Below are 24,083 nucleotides of genomic sequence, written 5' to 3' on the forward strand. Positions count from 1 at the left end.
GTTATAAAAAAATGGAGTGAGATAGTGGAATCTATGGTACATAGATCTTTATCTCACTCCATTTTTAATTACTTAGCTCGTTTTCTATTTATAAAGTAATAGCCATAGAATAATGCTAAAACTAAGAAAATAAGTGCAGAAAAATAGAATGTATTATTTAAATTATTAGTAAACTGTGTAATTAAGCCCCCTAATAAAGGACCAATCATAGAACCAAAGCCTTGAACACTATTAAATACACCCCAAGTTTCTTCTTGTTCTTTTGGATTAATATGTCCAGCCATAAATGTGTTCCATGCCGGTAATAAGATGCCGTACATGAGACCAATGAATAGCGCGATACCCCACACAATATATATATTAGTGATTAGAGATAATCCAAATATCATAAGTGTGTATAAGATGAACCCACCGAATATAATACTATACATAAATCCTTTACTATTTTTATCAATTATTTTTGAAAGAAATAGCATTGAAACAGCACAACCAATTCCACCAATCATGATTGCGATTGTATATTCAATCGTTGATACATGTACAATTTTTGTAGCGTATGTAGGCAGAATAGGTATTAATGCTGAAATCGCAGCACCTTGGAGTAATATACCAGGGAATAAAACAATGTGTCGTTTAGTTACATTTACAATCTGTAATAATTGTTCTTTAACAGGTTTAGTATTGTAATTAGTCAATTGAATATTAACGAAGTAGTATAATACCCATGCGATTAATACTACTAAAGACATCATAAATACAAAATGTAATGGATGTATTTTAATTAAGAAGTTCATTACGACCCAACCAACTAATAAACCTAACAACCATGCAAAATATACATAGCCCATTTGTTTACCACGTTTATCTTCTTGAACGCTTGATAACATAATAACCCAAATAGGGCTAACGGCTATACCTAGCATGATAGCACTAATAATGATGACAATTGGTGATGATGGAAACCAAATGACTAAGAATAAACTTAGAAATGCTAATAAAAACCCAGAAGTTAATACTAGCTTAGCACCAAACTTCTTTAATAAAAAACCTATCACAAAATTTGTTGCTGCATCTGCAATAAAATGAATAGAAAATGCTAATGATGTCACTGCAACTGCAATTGAAGTGACAGTAGGTAGGTAGTTTATATAACTTAATATGTACATACCTCTCGCAAATTCCATAAGAAATAAAATGACTAGCATTATAATAAAATTTTTATTATTAGAATAGTTATTTAACGAAGAATCTTGCATATAAAGGCACCTTTCCATAAATCTCTTCTGGTTGCGAAGAATGGCCTAATAGTTCTAATAGATCTTTGCATAACTTTTGAGTGGCATACTCAATTTTAGATTCTTTCATGTTTGAAGTCATTTTATTTATTATTGATTCATTATTTGTAAGATGTGTAACGATATCTATAGCTTCATCTGGTGTATTGGCAATTTTACCAAATTCCATATCCTCAAAATAATTAGCATTTTCTAATTCTTGTCCAGGAGCTGGATTTAAGAAAATCATTGGAATACAACGAGTAAGTCCCTCTGAAATTGTAATACCACCAGGTTTTGTAACCATTAATTGACTTGATGCCATCCATTCATTCATATGTTTTGTGAAACCTAGAATGAGAACATCAGGATGATCTTTGAATTGAGCTTGTAAAGAACGTTTTAATTCTTTGCTACGGCCACAAATCATAACAACTTGTGAATGTTTACTTTTCTCTAAGATTTCATTAATCATTTGGTCGAACCCTTTTGAAACACCAAAAGCACCTGCAGACATTAATATTGTAGGTCTATCAGGATCTAAGTGATGTTTACTTAACCAAGCTCTTTGATCAATATGTTCTTCGAATTTATCTGAAATCGGGATTCCCGTGACTTTAATTTGTGAGGCTGGTACGCCTACTTCTATAAAATCATTTTTGGTATCTTTAGTTGCTACATAATAGCGATCTGATTCAGGAGTAATCCAGTTTTTATGCATTCTATAATCAGTCATCACTGTAGCTACTGGAATATTGATATTAAATTGTTCTGTTAAAACAGACATGACTGGTGTAGGGAATGTTAATAAAATTAAATCCGGTTTCTCATTAATGAGTATATTAATCAATTTATTTAGACCGTAATATTTATAAAAACATTTATCTAGTTGATCAGGGCGGCTATAATAAAAGTTTTTATACATATTTCTGAAATATCTAAAGCTATTGATATACCATTTTTTACATATAGAAGTTAAAATAGGATGCGCTTCCATAAATAAGTCGTGTTGAATCACACTTAAATGGTCCAAATTCATTTCATTTAATTGGTTTACGATGCTTTGAGTAACTTGCATATGACCGTTACCGAAAGAACCAGTAATAATCAATATCTTTTTATTTTGAGTAACCATTAAAAGCCACCCTCCGTTAATTTTTAAAATTTATAATAAGTGTAACGTATTTTAATACATTATAAAAGGAATATCGTGATTACATGTACATGAAATACCATTGATTTGTAGCAATTTAGTCTTAATTACAATTTAAAAGGGTAATTAGACACTGCCCGAAAATTTGTATTTATGCATTATACCACAACTAACTTAAAAATAAATTTGAAAGAACTTAATACAAGTGATGTATTATCTTTATAATTACTTTAAATAAGGTTGATAATCTATTTATAATGTTAGCATGGTTTAACAAGTATGTATTATTAAAACCTATCAAATAACAAGAATTTTAGTTTTATTTAATAGTAAATTAATAAATGGGGTATAAATTTACATTTTCATAGCTTTGAATGAGCTAAATGATTATCTTTCGTGGGCTTACAAGAGGTATAACCTCATTTAATATATGTAAGAAAAATCAAAATGATGATATAAGAAATTGGCTTGAAATAAGTTAGTTTTTGTTGTTTTAGAATAACCAATATTTAATACAGTTAAATAGAAAGAATAAATTTATCATAGTCATCAAAACGTGTATAATAGACTTATTGTAAAAAAAGGAGCGATTCATTTTGAATGCGAGTGTATTGTTCGAAAAAATTCGAGTAAAACAAGTTATAGGAACATTAGATAAAGAAGTAGTAGATATCACTACAGACTCAAGAACAGCTAAAGAAGGCAGTATTTTTGTCGCATCAAAAGGTTATACAGTTGATAGCCATAAGTTTTGTCAAAATGTAGTAGATCAAGGATGTAGTATCATTGTAGTCAATAGAGAGCAAGACTTAAAAGGTGAAGTTACTCAAATTATTGTACCTGACACTTTAAGAGTAGCGAGCTTATTAGCACATGAATTATTTGACTTTCCAAGTCATCAATTAGTTACATATGGTGTAACAGGAACAAATGGTAAAACATCTATAGCAACAATGATTCATTTAATTTATAGAAAATTAAATAAAAGTAGTGCTTATTTAGGAACGAATGGTTTTCAAATTAATGAAACAAAAACAAAAGGTGCGAATACAACACCAGAAACAGTATCTCTAACTAAAAAAATCAAAGAAGCTGTTGATGAAGGCGCTGAAGCAATGACAATGGAAGTATCTAGTCATGGTTTATCATTAGGTCGATTAAGAGGCGTGGAATTTGATGTTGCGATTTTTTCTAATTTAACGCAAGATCATTTAGATTTTCATGGAACAATGGAAGCATATGGACATGCTAAATCACTATTATTTAGTCAATTAGGAGAGGACCTCGCTAAAGAAAAATATGTAGTATTAAATAATGATGACGATTTTTCAGAGTATCTAGCTTCTGTTACGCCGTATGAGGTGTTTACATATGGTATAGATCATGATGCACAGTTTAAAGCAATTAATGTAGAAGAATCTTTACAAGGTGTTAAATTTGAATTTGACACACCATTTGGTAGTTATCAAGTTGAAAGTCCATATGTAGGTAAATTCAATATTTCAAACATTATGGCAGCTATGATAGCGGTTTGGAGTAAAGGTGCGACATTTGAAGACATCATTGAAGCGGTCAAATCGCTTGAACCAGTAGAGGGACGTTTAGAAGTATTAGACCCTAATTTGCCAATAGATTTAATTATAGATTATGCACATACTGCAGATGGAATGAATAAACTCATTGATGCAGTTAAACCATTTGTGAAACAAAAACTTATCTTCTTAGTAGGAATGGCTGGTGAAAGAGACATGACTAAAACGCCTGAAATGGGTAGCATAGCTTGTCGTGCTGATTACGTTATTTTCACGCCTGATAATCCTGCCAATGATGATCCTAAAATGCTTACAGCTGAATTAGCTAAGGGTGCCACTCACTCAAATTATGTTGAATTTGAAGATAGAGCAGAAGGTATTAAACATGCCATTGATGTGGCAGAACCTGGTGATACTGTAGTATTAGCTTCAAAAGGTAGAGAACCTTATCAAATTATGCCTGGGCATGTAAAGGTACCACACCGTGATGACTTAATTGGTTTAGAAGCGGCTTATAAAAAATTTGGCGGTGGGCCTGTTGAAGATTAGAGAATATACAGAAGGAACATACGCATTTCAAGTATATTTTCAAAGATTGAATGATACAATGCTTATTGCTATACCTGATCAATTTTGGTCAGTTGAAGTCGCCCTTGATTTAACTAGGTCAGAAATAAACGATACGTTATTGATGCAATTTTTCACATTTAATGGTGAAGAAGAAGCTCAAAAATTAGCAAATGTTGTAACCAATTGGTTTGAAACAATATTAAAGGAGAATGATTAATGAATATAAAGGAAGAAGTAGAGTCAAGAAAGACTTTTGCTATTATATCCCATCCGGATGCTGGGAAAACAACCTTAACTGAAAAACTACTATTCTTCAGTGGTGCTATTCGTGAAGCAGGTACTGTTAAAGGTAAGAAAACAGGTAAGTTCGCTACAAGTGACTGGATGAAAGTAGAACAAGAACGTGGTATTTCAGTAACGAGTTCTGTAATGCAATTTGATTATGATGATTATAAGATTAATATTTTAGATACACCAGGTCACGAAGACTTTTCAGAAGATACGTATCGTACTTTAATGGCAGTAGATAGTGCTGTGATGGTAATTGACTGTGCGAAAGGTATTGAGCCCCAAACACTCAAATTATTTAAAGTTTGTAAGATGCGAGGTATTCCTATCTTTACCTTTATTAACAAGTTAGACCGTGTTGGTAAGGAACCATTTGAATTATTGGATGAAATTGAAGAAACATTAAATATTGATACTTATCCAATGAATTGGCCAGTAGGTATGGGTCAAAACTTCTTTGGTATTATTGATAGAAAATCTAAATCTATTGAACCGTTTAGAGATGAAGAAAATATCTTACACCTAAATGACGATTATGAACTAGAAGAAGATCATGCGATTAAAAATGATAGTGCATTCGAACAAGCGATTGAAGAATTAATGTTAGTAGAAGAAGCAGGAGAAAATTTTGATAACGAAGCATTATTAAATGGTGAATTGACACCAGTATTCTTCGGATCAGCATTAGCTAATTTCGGAGTTCAAAACTTTTTAAATGCTTATGTCGATCATGCACCAATGCCAAATGCTCGTCAAACTAAAGAAGATGTTGAAGTAAGTCCTTTTGATACTGACTTTTCAGGATTTATATTTAAAATTCAAGCAAACATGGACCCGAAACATAGAGATAGAATTGCATTTATGAGAGTAGTCAGCGGTGCATTTGAACGTGGTATGGATGTAACCTTACAACGTACGAGCAAAAAACAAAAGATTACACGATCAACATCATTTATGGCGGATGATAAAGAAACAGTTAATCATGCAGTCGCAGGAGATATTATAGGTTTATATGATACAGGAAATTATCAAATTGGAGACACATTAGTTGGTGGGAAACAAAACTTTAGTTTCCAAGATTTACCACAATTTACACCTGAAATATTTATGAAAGTATCTGCGAAAAATGTTATGAAACAAAAGCATTTTCATAAAGGCATTGAGCAATTAGTACAAGAGGGTGCGATTCAATACTATAAAACATTGCACACGAATCAAATTATTTTAGGTGCAGTTGGACAGCTACAATTTGAAGTTTTTGAACATCGAATGAACAATGAATACAACGTAGATGTAGTGATGGAACCAGTAGGCCGTAAAATTGCAAGATGGATTGAAAACGAGGAAGATATTAAAGATAATATGAATACATCTCGTTCGATACTTGTACACGATCGTTATGATAATTATGTATTTTTATTTGAAAATGAATTTGCGACACGTTGGTTTGAAGAAAAATTCCCAGACATTAAATTATATAGTTTATTGTAAAATGTTTGTCTCTCTATATATATGGGTATCGCTTTAAATGTAATGATGATGTTATTAAATAATAAATTGTCATTATAGCAATTAACCTGTATAATATTTATATTCACAAATAAATACCTATGACACTCATGTCAGAGGGGAGTAACTTGATGGTCACTTAAATGATTTAAGTGATTTTACGCTTTATCGTCATTACGAAGTATTCACTTCCGGTAAAGTGGGCAATAATATTTGCTAAGTGAGACCTTTGCTATTATTTAGCATAGGTCTCTTTATTTGTATAAAATTTAAAGGAGTTGTCCACTATGGATCCGAGTTTGTTGTTATCCTATGCATGGGTATTACTAGTCTTAGTATTTTTAGAGGGTCTTTTAGCTGCCGATAATGCAATAGTAATGGCAGTTATGGTAAAGCATTTACCACCTGAGCAAAGAAAGAAAGCACTATTTTATGGTTTATTAGGCGCATTTATATTTAGATTTTTAGCATTATTCTTAATTAGTATTATTGCTAATTTCTGGTTTATTCAAGCAGCAGGAGCTGTATATTTAATCTATATGTCAATTAAAAATTTATGGGAATTCTTCCATAAGAAAGATGACAAGAATCAGGAAAATGTTGGAGATGACCATCACTTTGACGAAGAAGGTCAAGAAAAGAAAGTTGGTCCCAAAGCATTCTGGGGTACTGTATTTAAAGTAGAATTCGCAGACATTGCATTTGCTATTGATTCCATGTTAGCAGCATTAGCAATCGCTGTGACTTTACCAAAAGTAGGTATACATTTTGGTGGCATGGATTTAGGTCAATTCTCAGTGATGTTTTTAGGCGGAATGATAGGCGTTATTTTAATGCGTTTCGCAGCAACATGGTTTGTTGAATTATTAAATAAATATCCTGGTTTAGAAGGCGCAGCTTTCGCGATTGTAGGTTGGGTCGGAATTAAATTAGTCGTATTAGTATTAGCACATAAAGACGTAGGTATCTTACCAGAAGAATTCCCACATACAGTTTTATGGCAATCTATTTTCTGGGCAGTCCTAATATTACTAGTTGTTATCGGTTGGTTAACATCAGCTGTAAGTAATAAAAAGAAAAAGAAATAATAATCTAAGGCTTCGTATATTAATACGAAGTCTTATTTAATATTTGTTAAACATTGCAGTTTTAATAATAAAATAATAAAATTTATATATACATAATACTATTTATTGAGGTTATACATATCGCAGTGAAAAATGTTACCTTAAACCCATTGAGTATGTCATAATAAAAGTAATTGATTGAAATGATAGGAGTGGCTATCTAGTGGATAAAAATAAAAAACAAGTAATTCCTCGTAAAAGCTATCGACGTCAACGTCGTGAATTTTTTCATAATGAAGAAAGAGAAGAAAGAGTAGAAAAACAAAGACAAAAAGAAAGAATTCAAGCTAAAAAAGAAGAATACCAAGCTAAAGTTAATGAAGAAAGGGTTAAAGATAACTTAAGAAAAGCAAGAATAGAAAAGCTAACTAAAGAAGAAATCCAACAACAACAAAATCAAGTATCAAATCAAAATGATAAAACGAATAAAACGCAACAAGATCAAGAAAATGATAAGTCGAAATTAACATTACCTGAGGAACAACAACTTAAACGAACGCAAAATCGTAAAAATCAATCATCAAATGATAGCAAACAAGAAGATCATGAAAAATCTACTTATGGGGAGCATCAAAGTGATAGATTAGCATCAAAAGCATCTCAAGAAAATCACCTAAATAACGGTAGTGAAATTGAAAGTGAAAAGAAAAACAATAAAACAGAATCTAGTAAGAAGTTAAATAAACAATCAACTTCTGTTGAAAATCGTGATTTTGATACTGAAAAGAAACATCAGCATCATAGCAAGCAAAGTGCTAAACAAAATCAATTTGAAACAAAGAAAGATAATGCATCTTCAACTCAAAATAAAGTAGAAAATAAAACGGATTATCTAGATATTATCAAGTCATTCTTTAAGGAACATTGGCCTAAAATAGCGATTATTATAGGCGTGATATTATTAATTATTATACTTAACGCTATTTTTACTAATGTTAATAAAAATGACCATACAAATGACAGTGCTTTAACACCTACGAATAAACATTATACTGACACAATGAAAAGTGCGAATAGTACAGTAAAATCTGTAGTAACAGTAGAGAACGAAGGGACAAAAAATACTTCAGTTCCAAATAATACATCTAAAGCAGATAATGAAATTGGTTCAGGTGTCGTCTACAAAAAAGTGGGCGACTCTCTTTTTATTATGACAAATGCTCACGTAGTTGGTAATAAGGATAAACAAAAGATAACATTTGGTAATAATAAGTCGGTTCAAGGAAAAGTGATTGGTACCGATAAATGGTCTGATATAGCAGTCATTAAAGCTAAAAGTGCAGATGATTCTGTAAAAGCCATCACTACTGGTAATTCTAATCATCTTGTTTTAGGAGAACCTATTATTGTAGTGGGTAATCCATTAGGTGTTGACTTCAAAGAAAGTGTATCTGATGGTATAGTCTCTGGTTTAGATAGGCATGTACCAGTAGATATTGATAAAGACGATAGCTATGATGTACTAATGAAAGCCTTCCAAATTAATGCTCCTGTGAATCCTGGTAATTCAGGTGGTGCAGTTGTAGATAGAGATGGTAAACTGATAGGTATTGTTTCTCTGAAGATTGATATGGATAATGTGGAAGGTATGGGATTTGCAATACCAATTAATGATGCTCAAAAAATAGCTGCTCATTTAGAGAAAGAAGGTAAAATTGAATATCCTAATACTGGAATCAAAATTAAAAATGTAGCAGATATTGATGATGACGAACGCCAATCAATCAAATTACCCGATAGTGTTAAAAATGGTATTATAGTTGGTGAAGTAAAGCCTAATGCCCCTGGCGATAAATCAGGGTTGAAAAAAGATGATGTCATAGTAGAATTAGATGGGAAAAGAATTGAAGATAATTTAAGATATAGACAAATTATATTTAATCATAGAGAAGACAAAAGTACATTAAAAGCTAAAGTGTATAGAGATGGAAAAGTCATTAATATAGATATAAAACTAAAATAATGTTGAGGTGAAATGAATGTCGATATTTGGCCAACTATTAAAAAGATCCAGTCCTCAACAAGGGATAGTTCTATACTATTTAGCAGCAATTGTTGTCGCGTTCTTGTTGTTAAATCTACCATATGTACACAAATCTGGAGTCGACGTTAATCCAATAGATACATTATTTGTAGCAGTATCTGGAATAAGCGTTACGGGATTAACACCAATTAGTATTGTTGATACGTATTCTACGTTTGGTCAAATTATTATACTAGTCATTTTAAATATTGGCGGTATCGGTGTGATGGCCATTGGAACATTATTGTGGGTCGTATTAGGTAAACATATAGGTATTCGTGAACGCCAGCTAATTATGCTTGATAACAATAAAGATACAATGAGTGGGACTGTAAAATTAATCTTAGAAATAGTTAGAACCATATTTGTAATTGAATTTATAGGTGCACTTTTACTTGCATTTTATTTTTATAGAGATAATCCCGATTTAAAATATGCTATTATGCAGGGGATATTTGTTTCTATATCAGCCACAACTAATGGCGGTCTCGATATCACAGGTGATTCACTTGTCCCATATGCAAAAGATTATTTTGTGCAAACGATTGTAATGTTCCTAATCGTTTTAGGTTCTATTGGCTTTCCAGTGTTGCTTGAAGTCAAAGCCTACATTAAAAATAGAGTAACAAATTTTAGATTTTCATTATTTACGAAAATTACAACATCAACATATTTATTCTTATTTGTTTTTGGTGTTATCATTATTTTCTTACTTGAACATAACCATGCATTCAAAGGGATGAGTTGGCATCAGTCGTTGTTTTATTCGCTGTTTCAATCAGCTACAACTAGGAGTGCAGGATTACAAACCATTGATGTATCTCACTTTAGTGATGCAACAAATATCATTATGAGCATTTTGATGTTTATAGGTTCATCTCCTAGTTCAGTAGGTGGTGGTATCCGTACTACTACTTTCGCTATTTTAATTTTATTTGTCATTAATTTTAGTAATTCTGCAGATAAAATTTCAATTAAAGTATTCAATAGAGAAATTCATATTATGGATATACAACGATCATTTATGGTATTTACCATGGCTTCCATTTTGACCTTCACAAGCATGATTATTATATCTGTAGCAGAGCAAGGAAAACTATCGTTTTTACAAGTTTTCTTTGAAGTTATGTCGGCGTTTGGTACATGTGGTTTAACACTAGGTGTAACAGATGATGTAAGCAATATTACAAAAATTGTATTAATGATATTAATGTTTATAGGACGTGTAGGTTTAATTTCCTTTATTATAATGATAGCTGGAAGAAAAGAGCCTAAAAAATTCAGCTACCCTAAAGAACGTATACAAATTGGATAAATTTAATTAAAGACATTTTAAGTATCAAAGACAGTTTATACTTAAAATGTCTTTTGTATTATTGTTGATAAAATAAGTTATCTATCCAAAGAGATATCACTTAAACAAAAATACATGTTAAACTAACCATAATGAGAGGTGTGTTGAGATGGAGAGAAATGAGAATATCGATGTAGATGTCATAGCAACTTCTGATATGCATAGTCATTTTTTAAACGGAGATTATGGCTCAAATATATATCGTGCCGGAACTTTTGTTAAACAAGTAAGAGACAATAATCAAAATGTAATCTTATTAGATAGTGGCGGTAGTTTGGCAGGGTCATTAGCAGCATTTTATTATGCTATTGTTGCACCATATAAGCGCCATCCAATGATAAAGTTAATGAATGCCATGCAATATGATGCTAGTGGTATTAGCCCTAACGAATTTAAATTTGGATTGTCATTTTTAACGCGTTCTGTTGCATTATCTAGATTTCCATGGTTATCGGCTAATATAGAATATATCAAAACGAAAGAACCATACTTTTCAACACCATATTCTATTCAACATTTTGATAATTTAAAAATTGCAATAGTAGGATTAACAGCTGATGGCCTTATGAAAAATGAATATGCAGAGATGGAAGAAGATGTGAGTATTGAAAAAACATTATTATCAGCTAAAAGATGGATTAGATATATACATGAAATCGAAGAACCAGATTTTTTAATAGTGATATATCATGGTGGATTAGACAAAATTAGCAAATCTAATAAGAAACACGAGGTAAATGTCAATGAAGCTGAAGTATTGATGGAGGAATTAGGGGTTATAGATCTCATCATTACAGCACATCAGCATCAAACTTTAGTTGGTCAAGATCATGGAACAGTTTATGTACAAGCTGGACAAAATGCAGAAGAACTCGTGCATGTGAAAATTAGATTTAAAAAAAGAACTAATACCTATGAGGTTGAGGAAATTTTACCTGAAGTCATTGATTTGAATAATTATGATGAAGATGAAGATTTACTTAATGTCACGTATTATGATCGAAAAGCAGTTGAACATTGGGCAGGCGAAGAGATAAACGAAACTGAAATAAACGCACCAGTTAAAGATTTAGCAGAGTTAGTTGGACAACCACATCCTTTTGCTCAATTATTACATGATAGCATTAGATTAGCCTATAATTATCAAATTAGTTGTGTACATATACCACGAAATGGTGAAGAAGGACTAGACGGCGTCATAACGAATAGAGTTTTATATGATGCGTACCCATATCCAGATAAACCTGTTGATTTAACAATTAAAGGGCAATGTATTAAAGATATATTAGAATTTTCATATTCATATCTTGAATTTGAATCAGACACTTTAAAATCTACACTGATTGATGAAACGTTATGTACATTTTGGCAAGGATTTAACTATACCATTGACATGAATCAAGCACCATTTAACCGGGTAACTTTAGATGGTATTGATTTAAATGGATTATATAGAATAAATATGACTGATTATTGTTATAGAAACTATCAAGCATATTTAAAAGATGCTATTATTCATCAAACTAGTGAAAGTACAATGAGTACACTAATTGCCAAAAATTTATCAGATAAGCACTATTCAATTGAATTAATAAATAATTTTAAAGTGATTAAGTAATTCGATATCATTTCACCTTCATATTAATTAACGTATGTGTCGAAATAATTACTTTAAAAAATAAATAGAGCTCTAAATCATGTAAGGACACATGGTTTGGAGCTCTAAACTTATACTTTAAATATTTATTTTCTAATCATTTAATATTCTAAAAATTATCCGTGAAAAATTAATAAAAGAATAATAGCAACAATTTGTGCAATAGATGTTGTAGCAATACGTCTTGTATATTCATAACTAATTGACAGTAGTAATTGAGTTATAAAAATAAACAGTACTATCCACCAATTATCTAAATATATAAATAGAGAGCTTGAACAAATTGCAGTGATTAAGATAGATAACCAATTCGGCAAATTGTACTTATTTAACTCATTTTGTAAAACAGTGCGCATATATAATTCATGACACGGTATAACGAATGCTAATGTTACTAACATTTGCCATTTCCAGTGTACACCAGTTTTGGCTAATTCTTTTATTAATGAAGCATAAGTTAGTTCAGACGTCATGAGTGATAAGATCAATTGAATAATGATTAAAATAATACTGGCAATAATCCCAATACCTATGGATGTTAATAACCGTTTAGAATGTATATCACGTTGATAAAATACATAACTAATACCAGCTATTAGCATAATTCCAGTATACAAATACCAATATTCTTGATGTTCACCCCACATAACAAATAAAATGGCATGAAAAACTATGAAACTAATTATAAACCATAATAAAGCTTTCGAAACTTTTTTCATTACAACTAACCTTCTTGTTCAACAATTTTATAACGTTTATGATTAATAACCGTTTTTTCAGGTAAGTCTAGTGAGTTAAAGTTTTCCATTATTGTTAAGTCTACAATAACTGAGTTATCATTTATTTTTTCAACTCGGCCTCTTAAACCATCATAAAATTCTACGATATTACCTACTTCTGCAACAGTCATTTCGAGTCCTCCCTTAATTCATAGCTAGACTATATTGTACTAAAAAAAACACTACAAATAAACTAATAACACTAAAAACGCTTAGAATTAATGCATAAATTATGAAAATTTTGTCATTATTGAGTAAATAATTGGAATTTTAAATGTAAATTGTGCATAAATAAAGTAAGGGCATATATAGAGAATCTATAAGGAGCGTTTGTTATGAAATTTGTTAGTAATAATGATATAACTGATCCAACACTTAACTTAGCTATGGAAGAATATGTATTAAAAAATCTGCCGTCAGAAGAAAGTTATTTTTTATTTTATGTAAATAGACCTTCCATTATTGTTGGTAAAAATCAGAACACGATTGAAGAGGTCAATAAATCATATGTTGATGAAAAAGGTATAGATGTTGTACGTAGAATCTCTGGCGGTGGTGCAGTTTATCATGATACAGGTAATTTAAACTTTAGTTTTATTACAGATGATGATGGTAATAGCTTCCATAACTTTAAGAAGTTTACAGAACCTATCGTTCAAGCTTTACAATCATTGGGCGTAGACGCAGAAATGACAGGACGAAACGATATTCAAGTTGGTGCTGCTAAAATTTCAGGAAATGCAATGGTTAAAGTTAAAGATAGAATGTTTAGTCACGGAACATTAATGCTAAACAGTGAACTTGATGAAGTTCAAAATGCATTGAAAGTTAATCCAGCTAAAATTAAATCAAAAGGTGTTAAATCTGTTAGAAAACGTGTGGCTAATATTGAAGAATTTTTAACAGAGTCTATAGATATTGACCAATTTAAACAAATCATTTTAAAATCAATATTTGGTGAACAACAAGTTGAAGAGTATGTATTAACTGATGAAGATTGGAAAAATATCGAGAAATTAAGTAATGAAAAATACCGTACTTGGGACTGGAATTATGGTAAAAATCCAAAATATAATTTTGAACGAGAAGAAAAATTCGAGAAAGGATTTATTCAAGTCAAATTTGATGTGAAAAAAGGTAAAATTGAACATGCAAAAATCTTCGGTGATTTCTTTGGTGAAGGGGATATTAGTGATTTAGAACATGCCTTAGAAGGGTGCCTTCATGACTTTAACCATTTAGAAGAAGCATTGGCAAATTATAACTTATATTATTATTTTGGTGATATAGATAAAAATGAAATATTAAGATTAATGTCTTAATGTCTAATAAATTAAAAGGTCTATTCTCTAACTTTTTAGTAGGGAATAGACCTTATTTTGAATGACTCGAATCTAAATTATTCACTGAGAAATGCCTCCAAATTTTTATATTCTGTCGTGTACTCATTGAATGCTTTCTCATCTTTATTTACTAAAGCTTCATCAATTAGTAATTTCAATTCTTTTTTTCTAACTTCTCTAAGTGCTTCATCAATGACTAGTTCAACGCCTAAATCATTAACCGTAGTTACAAATTCTTCAAGTGTCGTATGTTTCACATTTGTATTATGATTCATAGGGATCTCGACCTTTCGTTTGAATTTAATATATAAATATTATACATTTTTTAAATTTTGAAATCAATGAATATTCTGACATTTTATGCGAAAAAATGTACCATATTACACTTTAAGAATAACTTGACTTTTGACATTTTTCTTATAAAATAAAAAACATATTATTGGTTCTATAAAATAGAATTGATAATAAAACTTAATAAAGCGAGGTTTTCCCAATGACAACTCAGAATATATACGTAATTAGAAAGGGAGACATGGTGATTAGGCCTAATTATGATGATCAAAATCAACCAAATGGTTCAGAAATTATTCGGTTTGATAAGACAGTCCTACAAAGTCCATTTAAAGTTCAGAAGATTATTGAGAGGTCATGTAAATTTTATGGCAACAATTATTTAAGTAAAAAGGCTGAAACCAATCGAATTACAGGTATCTCTAGTAAACCCCCAATTTTATTAACTCCTTTATTCCCAACTTACTTTTTTCCTACTCATTCAGATCGACAAGAAGAAAATTTATGGATTAACATGCATTATGTTGAGTCTATTAAAGAATTAAAACATCGTAAATGTAAAATCATATTTGCAAACAATGAAACCATTACCCTAAATGTATCATTCCACAGTTTATGGCATCAGTATACGAACGCAATCTTCTTTTATTATATGGTAGATAAACAATCCCGTATGAAATCTAATGACCCCGATAAACCTATCGATTATGAAAAATCCTCACTAAACATTTTTGAAGCATTATCACGTTATTCGCTATTTGTAGATAAATAAATTATGATGAAATTTAAAATATGCGGAACGTTATATTAATATAGTGTAAATGTTCCGTATATTTTTTTAAGTTATCTCTTGATAAATTACGTAAAATTGATATAATAATATTTGTGCTTGATAGAGAAAGCACTGCAATTTAATTATTCCACAGTAGCTCAGTGGTAGAGCTATCGGCTGTTAACCGATCGGTCGTAGGTTCGAGTCCTACCTGTGGAGCCATGGAAACGTACTCAAGTTGGCTGAAGAGGCGCCCCTGCTAAGGGTGTAGGTCGCGAGAGCGGCGCGAGGGTTCGAATCCCTCCGTTTCCGTTTTATAGTATAAATCAGTTTAATTCTGATTACCTTAAACTCGTTAGAACGTTGTTAAATCAACGTTCTTTTTTATTTTGTTAAAAATCCGTTTAAGTTTGTTTAATATATTTTGGTCAATATATGGTCAACACACTTTATTTAATGCGAATGGATAGTCCCTTCGTTACTATAAATAAGCCTAGAATGGTTTTAATCCATTCTAGGCTTATTTTTTTGACTTATTAAGAGTTGAACTTATTTATTTATAACATGTACTACGAAGAGTTAAGATTCTTTAGTGCGTGAGACCTTTAAAACGAAATACATTGAACATAGTAGCAAGCCAACTATGAGGCTAGGCGATAATTGAATATCATAGTATAAAAACACCATGAAATTAGAATCTAACCATAGGGCTGATTTAAAATCATGGTGTTTATTATTATAATATCAATGCAATACTCAAGCTGTATTCCTAAAGTGATAAGATACTTACAAAAGTCTGTTAATATTAAATAAAATGATTAGTAAAATTGTATCCACTTTTTCCAACTATAACTGCTCATCACTGCTACATTCATTACGATATGAATTACTTCGAACTCATAACCACTAACGTATCCTCGGGTTAACTTTAAGGTGAATATGGAACCTAACATCACACAAATATAGAAAACATTAACATACGGTGTTAAAATCCCAAATATCAAGAAGATACCTCCAACAACTTCACCAATTGACATTAAAATAGCAAGTAGTGGGGGTAAACCTAATGAACCTAGAAAATGTATCGTACCTTCTAGGTCTACAAATTTTAAAGTACCATGTACTAAAAAAGATGTCGCTAACATCCATCTAATTAATAAAATTCCAAATCTCATTGATAGACTGACCTCCAGATTGTTATAAAATAAAAAAGTAAATTTCATAAGTAATTAAGAATAAAAGACTTTAAATTTCTAATAAAAATTATAATACTTATAAAATTTATCTTATTATATAACGAATGGAAGGTTTTGTCTTTATTAAATGACCATTTATATAAAAAAGCCCATCAATAGTAATAAATACATTGACGAGCGATAATTTTGATAAAGCGTTCTTTATTTTTTACCGTTTGATTTACCTGAAATCAAATCACGGATAATTTTAACAATGTAACCTGTTATAAGCGATCTTACTACACGTTTAATAATGTTCATCATGGTTATGTCTCCCTTTTGCTTTTACTTGATAGATATAATATACCCAGTTTTTTATGTTTTAAAAGTGAATGGAAGATAAATCGTTAGAATAGGATAAATATTATTATTCAAAAACAATGTAGCCATCTTTGTCAGCCTTTTTAGTAAAAGCGACAATAACAGCATGAATAATAGCCACAATACTTGGAATACCAGTCCAAAAGAAGGCAAGATGTAAAATACCTTGTCCAACTTTGTCAGCATAAAACTTATGAACACCAATACCGCCTAAAAAAATAGCTACTAATATATAAATGACTTTATTAACTCTCATTATGATTGCCTCCTAAAGATAAAATGTATCGTTTAAAGATTTAAGTACATGACAAACTTATAAATCTATTTTAGATAGTCCTTCTAATAATTCAATTCTACCACCGAAATTTTTAAAATCTATATGAGGTAGGTCCTTTGATTTATATTATATCGTAGATTCTATATAATGAAATTAAGACATACTTTGAGGAAGGATATATGATGATTAGACAAGCGCATCCAAGTGATAATAAGCATATCGCTGAATTATGTTATATGATTTGGGAAGATATGGAATTAGATATAGTTAATGAAATTAGTAAAGAAAGAATGATGAACATACTAGAGCTAAGTGTTGTGAATGTTGAATATCGAAGTTATTATAAAAATGTTTGGGTTTATGAAGTGGATGGCAAAGTTGCAGGATGTGTTATTGCTTATGATGGTAAACATGAACTTGATTATGAGGAAAATTGGTTAAAGTTACCGATTGATGAAGATATCCGTAAATATGGGACGCCTTTACCAGTGAAAGAAGCAGCGGACGATGAGGTGTATATTGAAACTGTCGCTACGTTTCCCGAGTATCGAGGACAAGGTATAGCTACACAACTAATGACTTATCTCCATGAGATGTACCCTGAGAAAAAATGGAGCTTAAATTGTGATTATGATAATGAAAAAGCGTTAGGATTATATGAAAAATTAGGGTTTAAAACTGTGAGTGATATAGATCTTTACGGTCATTTATATAGACATATGATTAAGCAATAAAAAACTCGACAATGAATGATTATCATTGCCGAGTAATTAAATGTCATTAAATTGCACCTAACAACGCACTAATATAAATGCCTAATGCATATAATAAACCGAAAATAGTATTTGTTTTACCTGTAGCAGCCATGGCAGGCATCATTGTTGCAGGTGTATCATTTTTGTTAAATCTTCTTACAGCTTTAATTGGCATTGGGAATGACAATAAAACTAATAAATAGAATAATGATCCACCAGATTTAAATAAGGCTGTAAATACTACAAGCGCATATGCAACGATATACATTATTGCCATAAAGATAACTGAGGCGCGTTTACCAAGTAAAATAGGTAGTGTTTTACGTCCACTAGCTTTATCTTTGACGCGGTCTCTAATGTTGTTAGCCATATTTATAAGGCCAATCGTTATGACGATAGGGATACTTAACCAAATGATTAGTCCTTGAACATTACCTGTTTGAATGAAAAAGGCTAATAAGATGATAATCATACCCATAAATACGCCTGAGAATAATTCGCCAAATGGCGTCCATGAAATTGGCATTGGTCCACCAGTATATAAATAACCAATTGCCATACAAACAACGCCTATTGGAATAATCCAAAATGAACTATGGAAAGCTAGGAATATACCCAGTAAAGCTGCGATAATATAAAAAGCAATTGCGATATTCATCACAAGTTTAGGACTCATACCGTTTCGCACAATTGCACCACCGATACCTACAGAAGTATGATCATCTAAGCCTTTTTTAAAATCATAGTATTCATTAAACATGTTTGTAGCTGCTTGGATTAATAAGCAAGCAATTAACATGGCTAAGAATAAACTAAATTTAAGATGATCTTCACTACCAAGTAGGAATAATTTAGCTGACGCTGTACCAACTAGTACTGGCACAACTGCGGCAGTTAAGGTATGAGGTCTCATCAATTGCCAATACTTTTTAACCGTTGAATATTGTTGATATTGATCTGACATTTTTTATAACCTCTTAATTTTTTTAGTTTTAACATTAATATTTTAAAGTAATTATGAATAAAGGTCAATTCACGTGAAAAATTGCATGTGATTATTAAGCAATTCACACCAAAATTGGTATTGAAAAATGATACAATATACTAATGAGTAAATATAGAAGAAAGAAGTGAGATGAATGACTGTTAACGTAAGAGAAGATGAGATTGTCGACAAGCTATATGGAAGTTCTAAGGATTGGGTCTCCGTTGAAGTAGAGATAGAAAAACAGTTAGATCCAAGTAAGTTATTTCATATAACTGAATCGCAAGCAGGTGATCGTTTTTATTTGCGATTAAATGACAATCAGTCTTCATATTTCGGTTATCATGCGATTCGAAAATTTGAAAATGATTTCGAAAATAAACAGTCTATCTTTAAAGAATGGGAAACGTTAAAAAAAGATATAGAATTAATTCATCCAGATTATGAGAAACATCATTTACGTTTGTGTGGTGGGTTCCAATTTTCAAAACATAAGTCTGATGATGAATGGCGAGCATATGGTTTAAATCATTTTGTGTTACCTGAGGTATTGATTTCTATAGAAAACGAACGAACATTTGTAACTTATACAACTGAAAAAAGTACATTTGATATGGAGACATTCAAGTCATTAGTAAATGATTTGGAACAAGCCAATGTTGATACAGAAGATGATCACCTGGGAAATGTTACACGTATGGAGGATATCTATTTAGATGAATGGCGAGATTTAGTACAAGAAGCGATTGATCATATTGACTATTCTAAGAAAATTGTACTTGCACGTAGAAGATTAATAAAATTTGATAAAAAGATTAGCATTCCATATATTTTAACTAGAGCATTAAAGAATGAAAAAAACAGTTATATCTTCTTACTTGAATCTAATGAATCTGTGTTCTTCTCACAAACACCTGAACAATTATTAAAGGTTGAAAATCAAGTGCTTTCAACCAAAGCAGTAGCAGGTACGATTAAACGTTCTCAAAATGAACAAGAAGATGAAGCAAACATACAAGCTTTTCTAAACGATAAAAAGAATTTAAACGAACATCAAATTGTAGTTGAGAGTATATTGAATGACATTCAACCCTATGTTGAAGATGTATACTACAATGAAACACCAAACATTTTAAAAAATGACCATTTGTATCATCTATTTACAAAAATAGAAGGTAATTTAAAAGAACAGTCTTATATTGGGTTAATTGATCGAATGCATCCTACACCAGCGTTAGGTGGTTATCCTAAAGATGAAGCACTAGAATTTATAGAACAAAAAGAATTTGGCACACGTGGTTTATACGGTTCACCGGTAGGATATATAGATGTCTATGATGATTGTGAGTTTATCGTAGCAATTCGATCTATGTTGATAAAAGGTGATCAAGCAACACTATTTGCTGGATGTGGCATAGTTAAAGATTCTGATCCAGATAGTGAGATTGCTGAAACAGCAGTGAAATTTTCACCAATGATGAATGCTTTAGGAGTAGATAAACATGAGTAATAAAAATGAAGCTTTAACGACACAAGTCTTTACATTTGCATCAGAACTATATGCTTATGGTGTGAGAGAAGTTGTTATTAGCCCGGGGTCACGTTCGACGCCATTAGCTATTGCGTTAGAAGCACACCCAAATATTAAAACGTGGATTCATCCGGATGAACGTAGTGCAGCATTTTTTGCATTAGGTTTAATCAAAGGTAGTCAAAGACCCGTCGCTATTTTATGTACATCTGGTACAGCAGCGGCTAATTACACTCCAGCAATTGCAGAAAGTCAAATTAGTCGAATACCACTCATTGTATTAACGAGTGATCGACCGCACGAACTAAGAAGTGTAGGTGCACCACAAGCAATTAATCAAGTAAATATGTTCAGTAATTATGTCAATTTCCAATTTGATATGCCAATTGCTGATGGCACAACCAATATGCTAGATACGATACATTATCAAATGCAAATCGCAAGTCAGTATCTTTATGGACCACATAAAGGGCCGATACATTTTAATATGCCATTTAGAGAACCATTAACACCTAATTTAGATAGAAAAGATCTATTGAAATCAGAAACAAAAACATTACCTCATTATCAAAAAATGGTACATGTTGATCCTATTAAGGATAAAATTGAAAAGCCTAAAGGTCTAATCATTGTTGGAGATATGCAACATCAAGAAGTAGATCAAATTCTAACTTATTCAACGGTTTTCGATATACCTGTGTTGGCAGACCCATTAAGCCAGTTAAGACGACATAATCATCCTAATGTCATTACAACCTATGATTTATTATATCGAGCAGGTATGGATTGGGATGTTGATTTCGTAATCAGAGTTGGTAAACCGGTTATTTCTAAAAAGTTAAATCAATGGCTAAAAACGACTACAGCATTTCAAATTTTAGTACAAAATAATGATAAAATTGATGTTTTCCCTGTACCGCCAGATGTGTCATACGAAATATCGGCTAATGACTTTTTCAGATCACTAATGGAAGAAAGAACAATAGACAGAAAAGCATGGTTACAACAATGGCAATCATTAGAAAAACAATCTCGAATTGAAATCAATGATTTTCTACAACATGCCACTGATGAAGCGGCCTATGTCGGCACATTGCTTTCTAAATTAACTAATGAAGATGCTTTGTTTGTAAGTAATAGTATGCCTATTAGAGATATCGATAATTTACTATTTGATAATGAAGCGGAAATTTATGCTAATCGTGGCGCGAATGGTATTGATGGTGTTGTTTCTACGGCATTAGGTATGGCAGTACATAAAAATGTTACGTTACTCATTGGTGATTTAGCCTTTTATCATGATATGAACGGCTTACTTATGTCTAAAATTAATGACATACATTTAAACATAGTTTTATTAAATAACGATGGTGGTGGTATCTTTTCATATTTACCGCAAAAAGCATCAGCAGCAGAATATTTCGAGAGATTATTCGGAACACCAACTGGCTTAGATTTTGAACATGCGGCATTGTTATATGATTATAATTTTAAGCGATTTGATCATTTAACTGATTTTAAATTTGAATCGTTATCTAAATTAGGTTCGAATGTTTATGAAGTCATCACCGATAGAGAAGATAATTTACAACAACATCAAATTTTATATAAGAAATTGAGTGAAATGATTAATGTTATATCATAATTTTTATCAATCAAAATCATCTTCCAAGCAATTGTTAGTTATGTTACACGGATTTATTAGCGATGGCAGAACCTTCGATAATCATATTGATAAGCTAACAGAACAAACTAACGTATTAGTCATTGATTTACCAGGTCACGGAAAAGATGAAACTTCTATGGATATAGAATGGAGCTTTGATTATATCAATCAAGCATTAAATCAAGTTTTATCTGAATATCAACAATATCAGCTATATTTATTTGGTTATTCAATGGGAGGTAGAGTAGCTTTATATTATGCGTTGCATGGTTCTATTGAACTTGCAGGTTTAATATTAGAAAGCACATCACCAGGTATTCAAAGTGAAGAAGATCGAATTGAGAGACAACAAGTAGATGCTGCAAGAGCGAAAGTATTAGAAATAGCTGGTTTAGAAATATTTGTCAATGATTGGGAACGATTACCATTGTTCCAATCACAATATGACTTAGAAAAATCAGTTAAAAAGCAAATTCGGAATAATAGAATGAGTCAAGATCCTCATCGTTTAGCAAAAGCATTACGAGATTATGGTACAGGACAGATGCCTAATCTATGGTCATTACTATCACAAATCGATATTTCAACATATATTATGGCAGGAGAGCTAGACGCGAAGTTTGTAAAAATTGCACAAAAATTGAAAGACTCAATTGTTAATAGCAGAAAAACAATAGTTTCTAATGTTGGGCATACAATTCATGTGGAAGATAGCACGGAATTTGATACAATGATATTAGGTTTTTTAAAGGAGGAGCAAAATGACTAGACAGTGGAAAACACTTAGAGAATATGATGAAATTAAATATGAATTTTTCGAAGGTATTGCAAAGGTAACTATTAATCGTCCTGAAGTACGTAATGCATTCACACCTAAGACAGTGGCTGAAATGATTGATGCATTTTCACGTGCACGTGATGATCAAAATGTTTCAGTGATTATCTTAACTGGAGAAGGAGATAAAGCATTCTGTTCAGGTGGAGATCAGAAGAAACGTGGACATGGTGGTTACGTTGGCGAAGACGAAATCCCTCGTTTAAATGTTTTAGATTTACAACGTTTAATTCGTGTTATTCCTAAACCAGTTATAGCAATGGTTCGTGGTTATGCTATCGGTGGCGGTAACGTATTAAATGTTGTATGTGATTTAACTATTGCAGCAGACAATGCGATTTTTGGTCAAACAGGTCCAAAAGTAGGTTCATTTGATGCTGGTTATGGTTCAGGCTATTTAGCTAGAATCGTTGGACACAAAAAAGCAAGAGAAATATGGTACTTATGTCGCCAATATAATGCACAAGAAGCATTAGACATGGGCTTAGTTAATACAGTGGTACCATTAGACAAAGTAGAAGATGAAACAGTTGCTTGGTGTCAAGATATTATGAAACATTCACCAACTGCTTTACGTTTCTTAAAAGCTGCAATGAATGCAGATACAGATGGTTTAGCTGGTTTACAACAAATGGCAGGCGATGCGACTTTACTTTATTATACAACTGATGAAGCTAAAGAAGGTCGTGACGCATTTAAAGAAAAACGTGACCCAGACTTTGACCAATTCCCTAAATTCCCATAGAATCTCATAATAAAACCACTTGTTTGTTATAAAGCGATGATGGATGCATCGCTTTATAACT

Annotated in this window: 23 protein-coding genes and 2 tRNA genes; 16 read left to right on the top strand and 9 right to left on the bottom strand. The window is 31.4% G+C overall.

The annotated features are described in order from the left end of the window. Positions 1 to 68: 68 nt before the first annotated feature. On the bottom strand, positions 69 to 1,256 hold the full coding sequence (ltaA, locus tag ACJQQZ_RS02065) for a lipoteichoic acid biosynthesis MFS flippase LtaA (protein WP_049425010.1): 1,188 nt from the start codon (positions 1,254 to 1,256) through the stop codon (positions 69 to 71). Further along, positions 1,234 to 2,409: a diglucosyl diacylglycerol synthase gene (locus ACJQQZ_RS02070; protein ID WP_145505931.1), complete on the bottom strand. Its 1,176-nt coding sequence runs from the start codon at positions 2,407 to 2,409 to the stop codon at positions 1,234 to 1,236. Before ACJQQZ_RS02070 ends, ltaA begins: the two co-directional genes overlap by 23 nt. Positions 2,410 to 3,023: 614 nt before the next feature. On the opposite strand from ACJQQZ_RS02070, the gene ACJQQZ_RS02075 reads away from it, so the two are divergent. The 7 genes from ACJQQZ_RS02075 to ACJQQZ_RS02105 all read left to right on the top strand — a co-directional run bounded on the left by ACJQQZ_RS02075 (position 3,024) and on the right by ACJQQZ_RS02105 (position 12,448). Next, positions 3,024 to 4,508 (top strand): UDP-N-acetylmuramoyl-L-alanyl-D-glutamate--L-lysine ligase, encoded by a 1,485-nt coding sequence (locus tag ACJQQZ_RS02075; RefSeq protein WP_145505934.1) that lies wholly within the window; start codon positions 3,024 to 3,026, stop codon positions 4,506 to 4,508. Further along, positions 4,489 to 4,746: a YueH family protein gene (locus ACJQQZ_RS02080; protein ID WP_261369360.1), complete on the top strand. Its 258-nt coding sequence runs from the start codon at positions 4,489 to 4,491 to the stop codon at positions 4,744 to 4,746. The genes ACJQQZ_RS02075 and ACJQQZ_RS02080 overlap by 20 nt, the downstream gene beginning before the upstream one ends. Next, the gene (locus ACJQQZ_RS02085; RefSeq protein WP_002450753.1) at positions 4,746 to 6,308 is read left to right on the top strand and encodes a peptide chain release factor 3; all 1,563 of its coding nucleotides are present in this window, start codon (positions 4,746 to 4,748) and stop codon (positions 6,306 to 6,308) included. The genes ACJQQZ_RS02080 and ACJQQZ_RS02085 overlap by 1 nt, the downstream gene beginning before the upstream one ends. A gap of 305 nt (positions 6,309 to 6,613) precedes the next feature. Further along, positions 6,614 to 7,414 (top strand): TerC family protein, encoded by an 801-nt coding sequence (locus tag ACJQQZ_RS02090; protein WP_002450752.1) that lies wholly within the window; start codon positions 6,614 to 6,616, stop codon positions 7,412 to 7,414. Positions 7,415 to 7,616: 202 nt separating this feature from the next. Next, complete coding sequence (locus ACJQQZ_RS02095; protein ID WP_107532382.1) at positions 7,617 to 9,416, top strand: S1C family serine protease; 1,800 nt, start codon at positions 7,617 to 7,619, stop codon at positions 9,414 to 9,416. A 16-nt stretch (positions 9,417 to 9,432) separates the two neighbouring features. Further along, positions 9,433 to 10,791 (top strand): TrkH family potassium uptake protein, encoded by a 1,359-nt coding sequence (locus ACJQQZ_RS02100; protein WP_002450750.1) that lies wholly within the window; start codon positions 9,433 to 9,435, stop codon positions 10,789 to 10,791. Between the two features lie 148 nt (positions 10,792 to 10,939). Then, positions 10,940 to 12,448, top strand: coding sequence for a bifunctional metallophosphatase/5'-nucleotidase (locus tag ACJQQZ_RS02105; protein WP_075778100.1), 1,509 nt, complete (start codon positions 10,940 to 10,942; stop codon positions 12,446 to 12,448). 155 nt (positions 12,449 to 12,603) lie between these two features. On the opposite strand, the gene ACJQQZ_RS02110 is transcribed toward ACJQQZ_RS02105, so the two are convergent. Both ACJQQZ_RS02110 and ACJQQZ_RS02115 read right to left on the bottom strand, forming a co-directional pair. Further along, positions 12,604 to 13,206, bottom strand: a complete 603-nt coding sequence (locus tag ACJQQZ_RS02110) for a CPBP family glutamic-type intramembrane protease (protein ID WP_002450748.1) — start codon at positions 13,204 to 13,206, stop codon at positions 12,604 to 12,606. 5 nt (positions 13,207 to 13,211) lie between these two features. Next, positions 13,212 to 13,397, bottom strand: coding sequence for a YkvS family protein (locus tag ACJQQZ_RS02115; RefSeq protein WP_002450747.1), 186 nt, complete (start codon positions 13,395 to 13,397; stop codon positions 13,212 to 13,214). A gap of 204 nt (positions 13,398 to 13,601) precedes the next feature. Between ACJQQZ_RS02115 and lplA the strand changes: the two genes are divergently transcribed. Continuing rightward, positions 13,602 to 14,588: a lipoate--protein ligase gene (gene lplA / locus ACJQQZ_RS02120; RefSeq protein ID WP_145505940.1), complete on the top strand. Its 987-nt coding sequence runs from the start codon at positions 13,602 to 13,604 to the stop codon at positions 14,586 to 14,588. A 77-nt stretch (positions 14,589 to 14,665) separates the two neighbouring features. On the opposite strand, the gene ACJQQZ_RS02125 is transcribed toward lplA, so the two are convergent. After that, complete coding sequence (locus ACJQQZ_RS02125) at positions 14,666 to 14,884, bottom strand: IDEAL domain-containing protein (protein WP_002450745.1); 219 nt, start codon at positions 14,882 to 14,884, stop codon at positions 14,666 to 14,668. 218 nt (positions 14,885 to 15,102) lie between these two features. Here ACJQQZ_RS02125 and ACJQQZ_RS02130 point away from each other — a divergent pair, with 218 nt between their 5' ends. The 3 genes from ACJQQZ_RS02130 (at position 15,103) to ACJQQZ_RS02140 (ending at position 15,984) form a co-directional block, all read left to right on the top strand. Continuing rightward, a complete protein-coding gene (locus ACJQQZ_RS02130; protein WP_049425458.1) occupies positions 15,103 to 15,672 on the top strand; it encodes a competence protein ComK in 570 nt (189 codons plus the stop codon). 147 nt (positions 15,673 to 15,819) lie between these two features. Beyond that, a tRNA-Asn gene (locus tag ACJQQZ_RS02135) sits at positions 15,820 to 15,894 on the top strand. 1 nt (position 15,895) lies between these two features. Continuing rightward, positions 15,896 to 15,984 (top strand) — tRNA-Ser (locus tag ACJQQZ_RS02140). Between the two features lie 506 nt (positions 15,985 to 16,490). Here ACJQQZ_RS02140 and ACJQQZ_RS02145 read toward each other — a convergent pair. The 3 genes from ACJQQZ_RS02145 to ACJQQZ_RS02155 all read right to left on the bottom strand — a co-directional run bounded on the left by ACJQQZ_RS02145 (position 16,491) and on the right by ACJQQZ_RS02155 (position 17,484). Next, positions 16,491 to 16,847, bottom strand: a complete 357-nt coding sequence (locus ACJQQZ_RS02145) for a DoxX family protein (protein WP_002450743.1) — start codon at positions 16,845 to 16,847, stop codon at positions 16,491 to 16,493. 222 nt (positions 16,848 to 17,069) lie between these two features. After that, positions 17,070 to 17,171: an SAR1012 family small protein gene (locus ACJQQZ_RS02150; protein ID WP_253187594.1), complete on the bottom strand. Its 102-nt coding sequence runs from the start codon at positions 17,169 to 17,171 to the stop codon at positions 17,070 to 17,072. A gap of 103 nt (positions 17,172 to 17,274) precedes the next feature. Further along, a complete protein-coding gene (locus tag ACJQQZ_RS02155; protein WP_002450742.1) occupies positions 17,275 to 17,484 on the bottom strand; it encodes a TM2 domain-containing protein in 210 nt (69 codons plus the stop codon). A gap of 203 nt (positions 17,485 to 17,687) precedes the next feature. On the opposite strand from ACJQQZ_RS02155, the gene ACJQQZ_RS02160 reads away from it, so the two are divergent. Then, complete coding sequence (locus tag ACJQQZ_RS02160; RefSeq protein ID WP_145505943.1) at positions 17,688 to 18,239, top strand: GNAT family N-acetyltransferase; 552 nt, start codon at positions 17,688 to 17,690, stop codon at positions 18,237 to 18,239. 46 nt (positions 18,240 to 18,285) lie between these two features. On the opposite strand, the gene ACJQQZ_RS02165 is transcribed toward ACJQQZ_RS02160, so the two are convergent. Beyond that, the gene (locus tag ACJQQZ_RS02165; protein WP_075778623.1) at positions 18,286 to 19,224 is read right to left on the bottom strand and encodes a 1,4-dihydroxy-2-naphthoate polyprenyltransferase; all 939 of its coding nucleotides are present in this window, start codon (positions 19,222 to 19,224) and stop codon (positions 18,286 to 18,288) included. Between the two features lie 175 nt (positions 19,225 to 19,399). On the opposite strand from ACJQQZ_RS02165, the gene ACJQQZ_RS02170 reads away from it, so the two are divergent. The 4 genes from ACJQQZ_RS02170 to menB are packed head-to-tail and all read left to right on the top strand — an operon-like array spanning position 19,400 to position 24,022. Further along, positions 19,400 to 20,755 carry an isochorismate synthase gene (locus tag ACJQQZ_RS02170; protein ID WP_049423516.1) on the top strand — a complete coding sequence of 452 codons (1,356 nt, stop codon included), beginning with the start codon at positions 19,400 to 19,402 and terminating at the stop codon, positions 20,753 to 20,755. Next, positions 20,748 to 22,421, top strand: coding sequence for a 2-succinyl-5-enolpyruvyl-6-hydroxy-3-cyclohexene-1-carboxylic-acid synthase (gene menD, locus ACJQQZ_RS02175; protein ID WP_145505945.1), 1,674 nt, complete (start codon positions 20,748 to 20,750; stop codon positions 22,419 to 22,421). Before ACJQQZ_RS02170 ends, menD begins: the two co-directional genes overlap by 8 nt. Next, entirely contained in the window at positions 22,408 to 23,211 is an 804-nt protein-coding gene (gene menH, locus ACJQQZ_RS02180) for a 2-succinyl-6-hydroxy-2,4-cyclohexadiene-1-carboxylate synthase (protein ID WP_002450737.1), read from the top strand. The genes menD and menH overlap by 14 nt, the downstream gene beginning before the upstream one ends. Then, the gene (gene menB / locus ACJQQZ_RS02185) at positions 23,204 to 24,022 is read left to right on the top strand and encodes a 1,4-dihydroxy-2-naphthoyl-CoA synthase (protein WP_145505949.1); all 819 of its coding nucleotides are present in this window, start codon (positions 23,204 to 23,206) and stop codon (positions 24,020 to 24,022) included. The genes menH and menB overlap by 8 nt, the downstream gene beginning before the upstream one ends. Positions 24,023 to 24,083 lie beyond the last annotated feature (61 nt).

This window comes from Staphylococcus sp. KUGN1 (assembly GCF_045984185.1).
In the GTDB taxonomy this organism is placed as follows: domain Bacteria; phylum Bacillota; class Bacilli; order Staphylococcales; family Staphylococcaceae; genus Staphylococcus; species Staphylococcus warneri_A.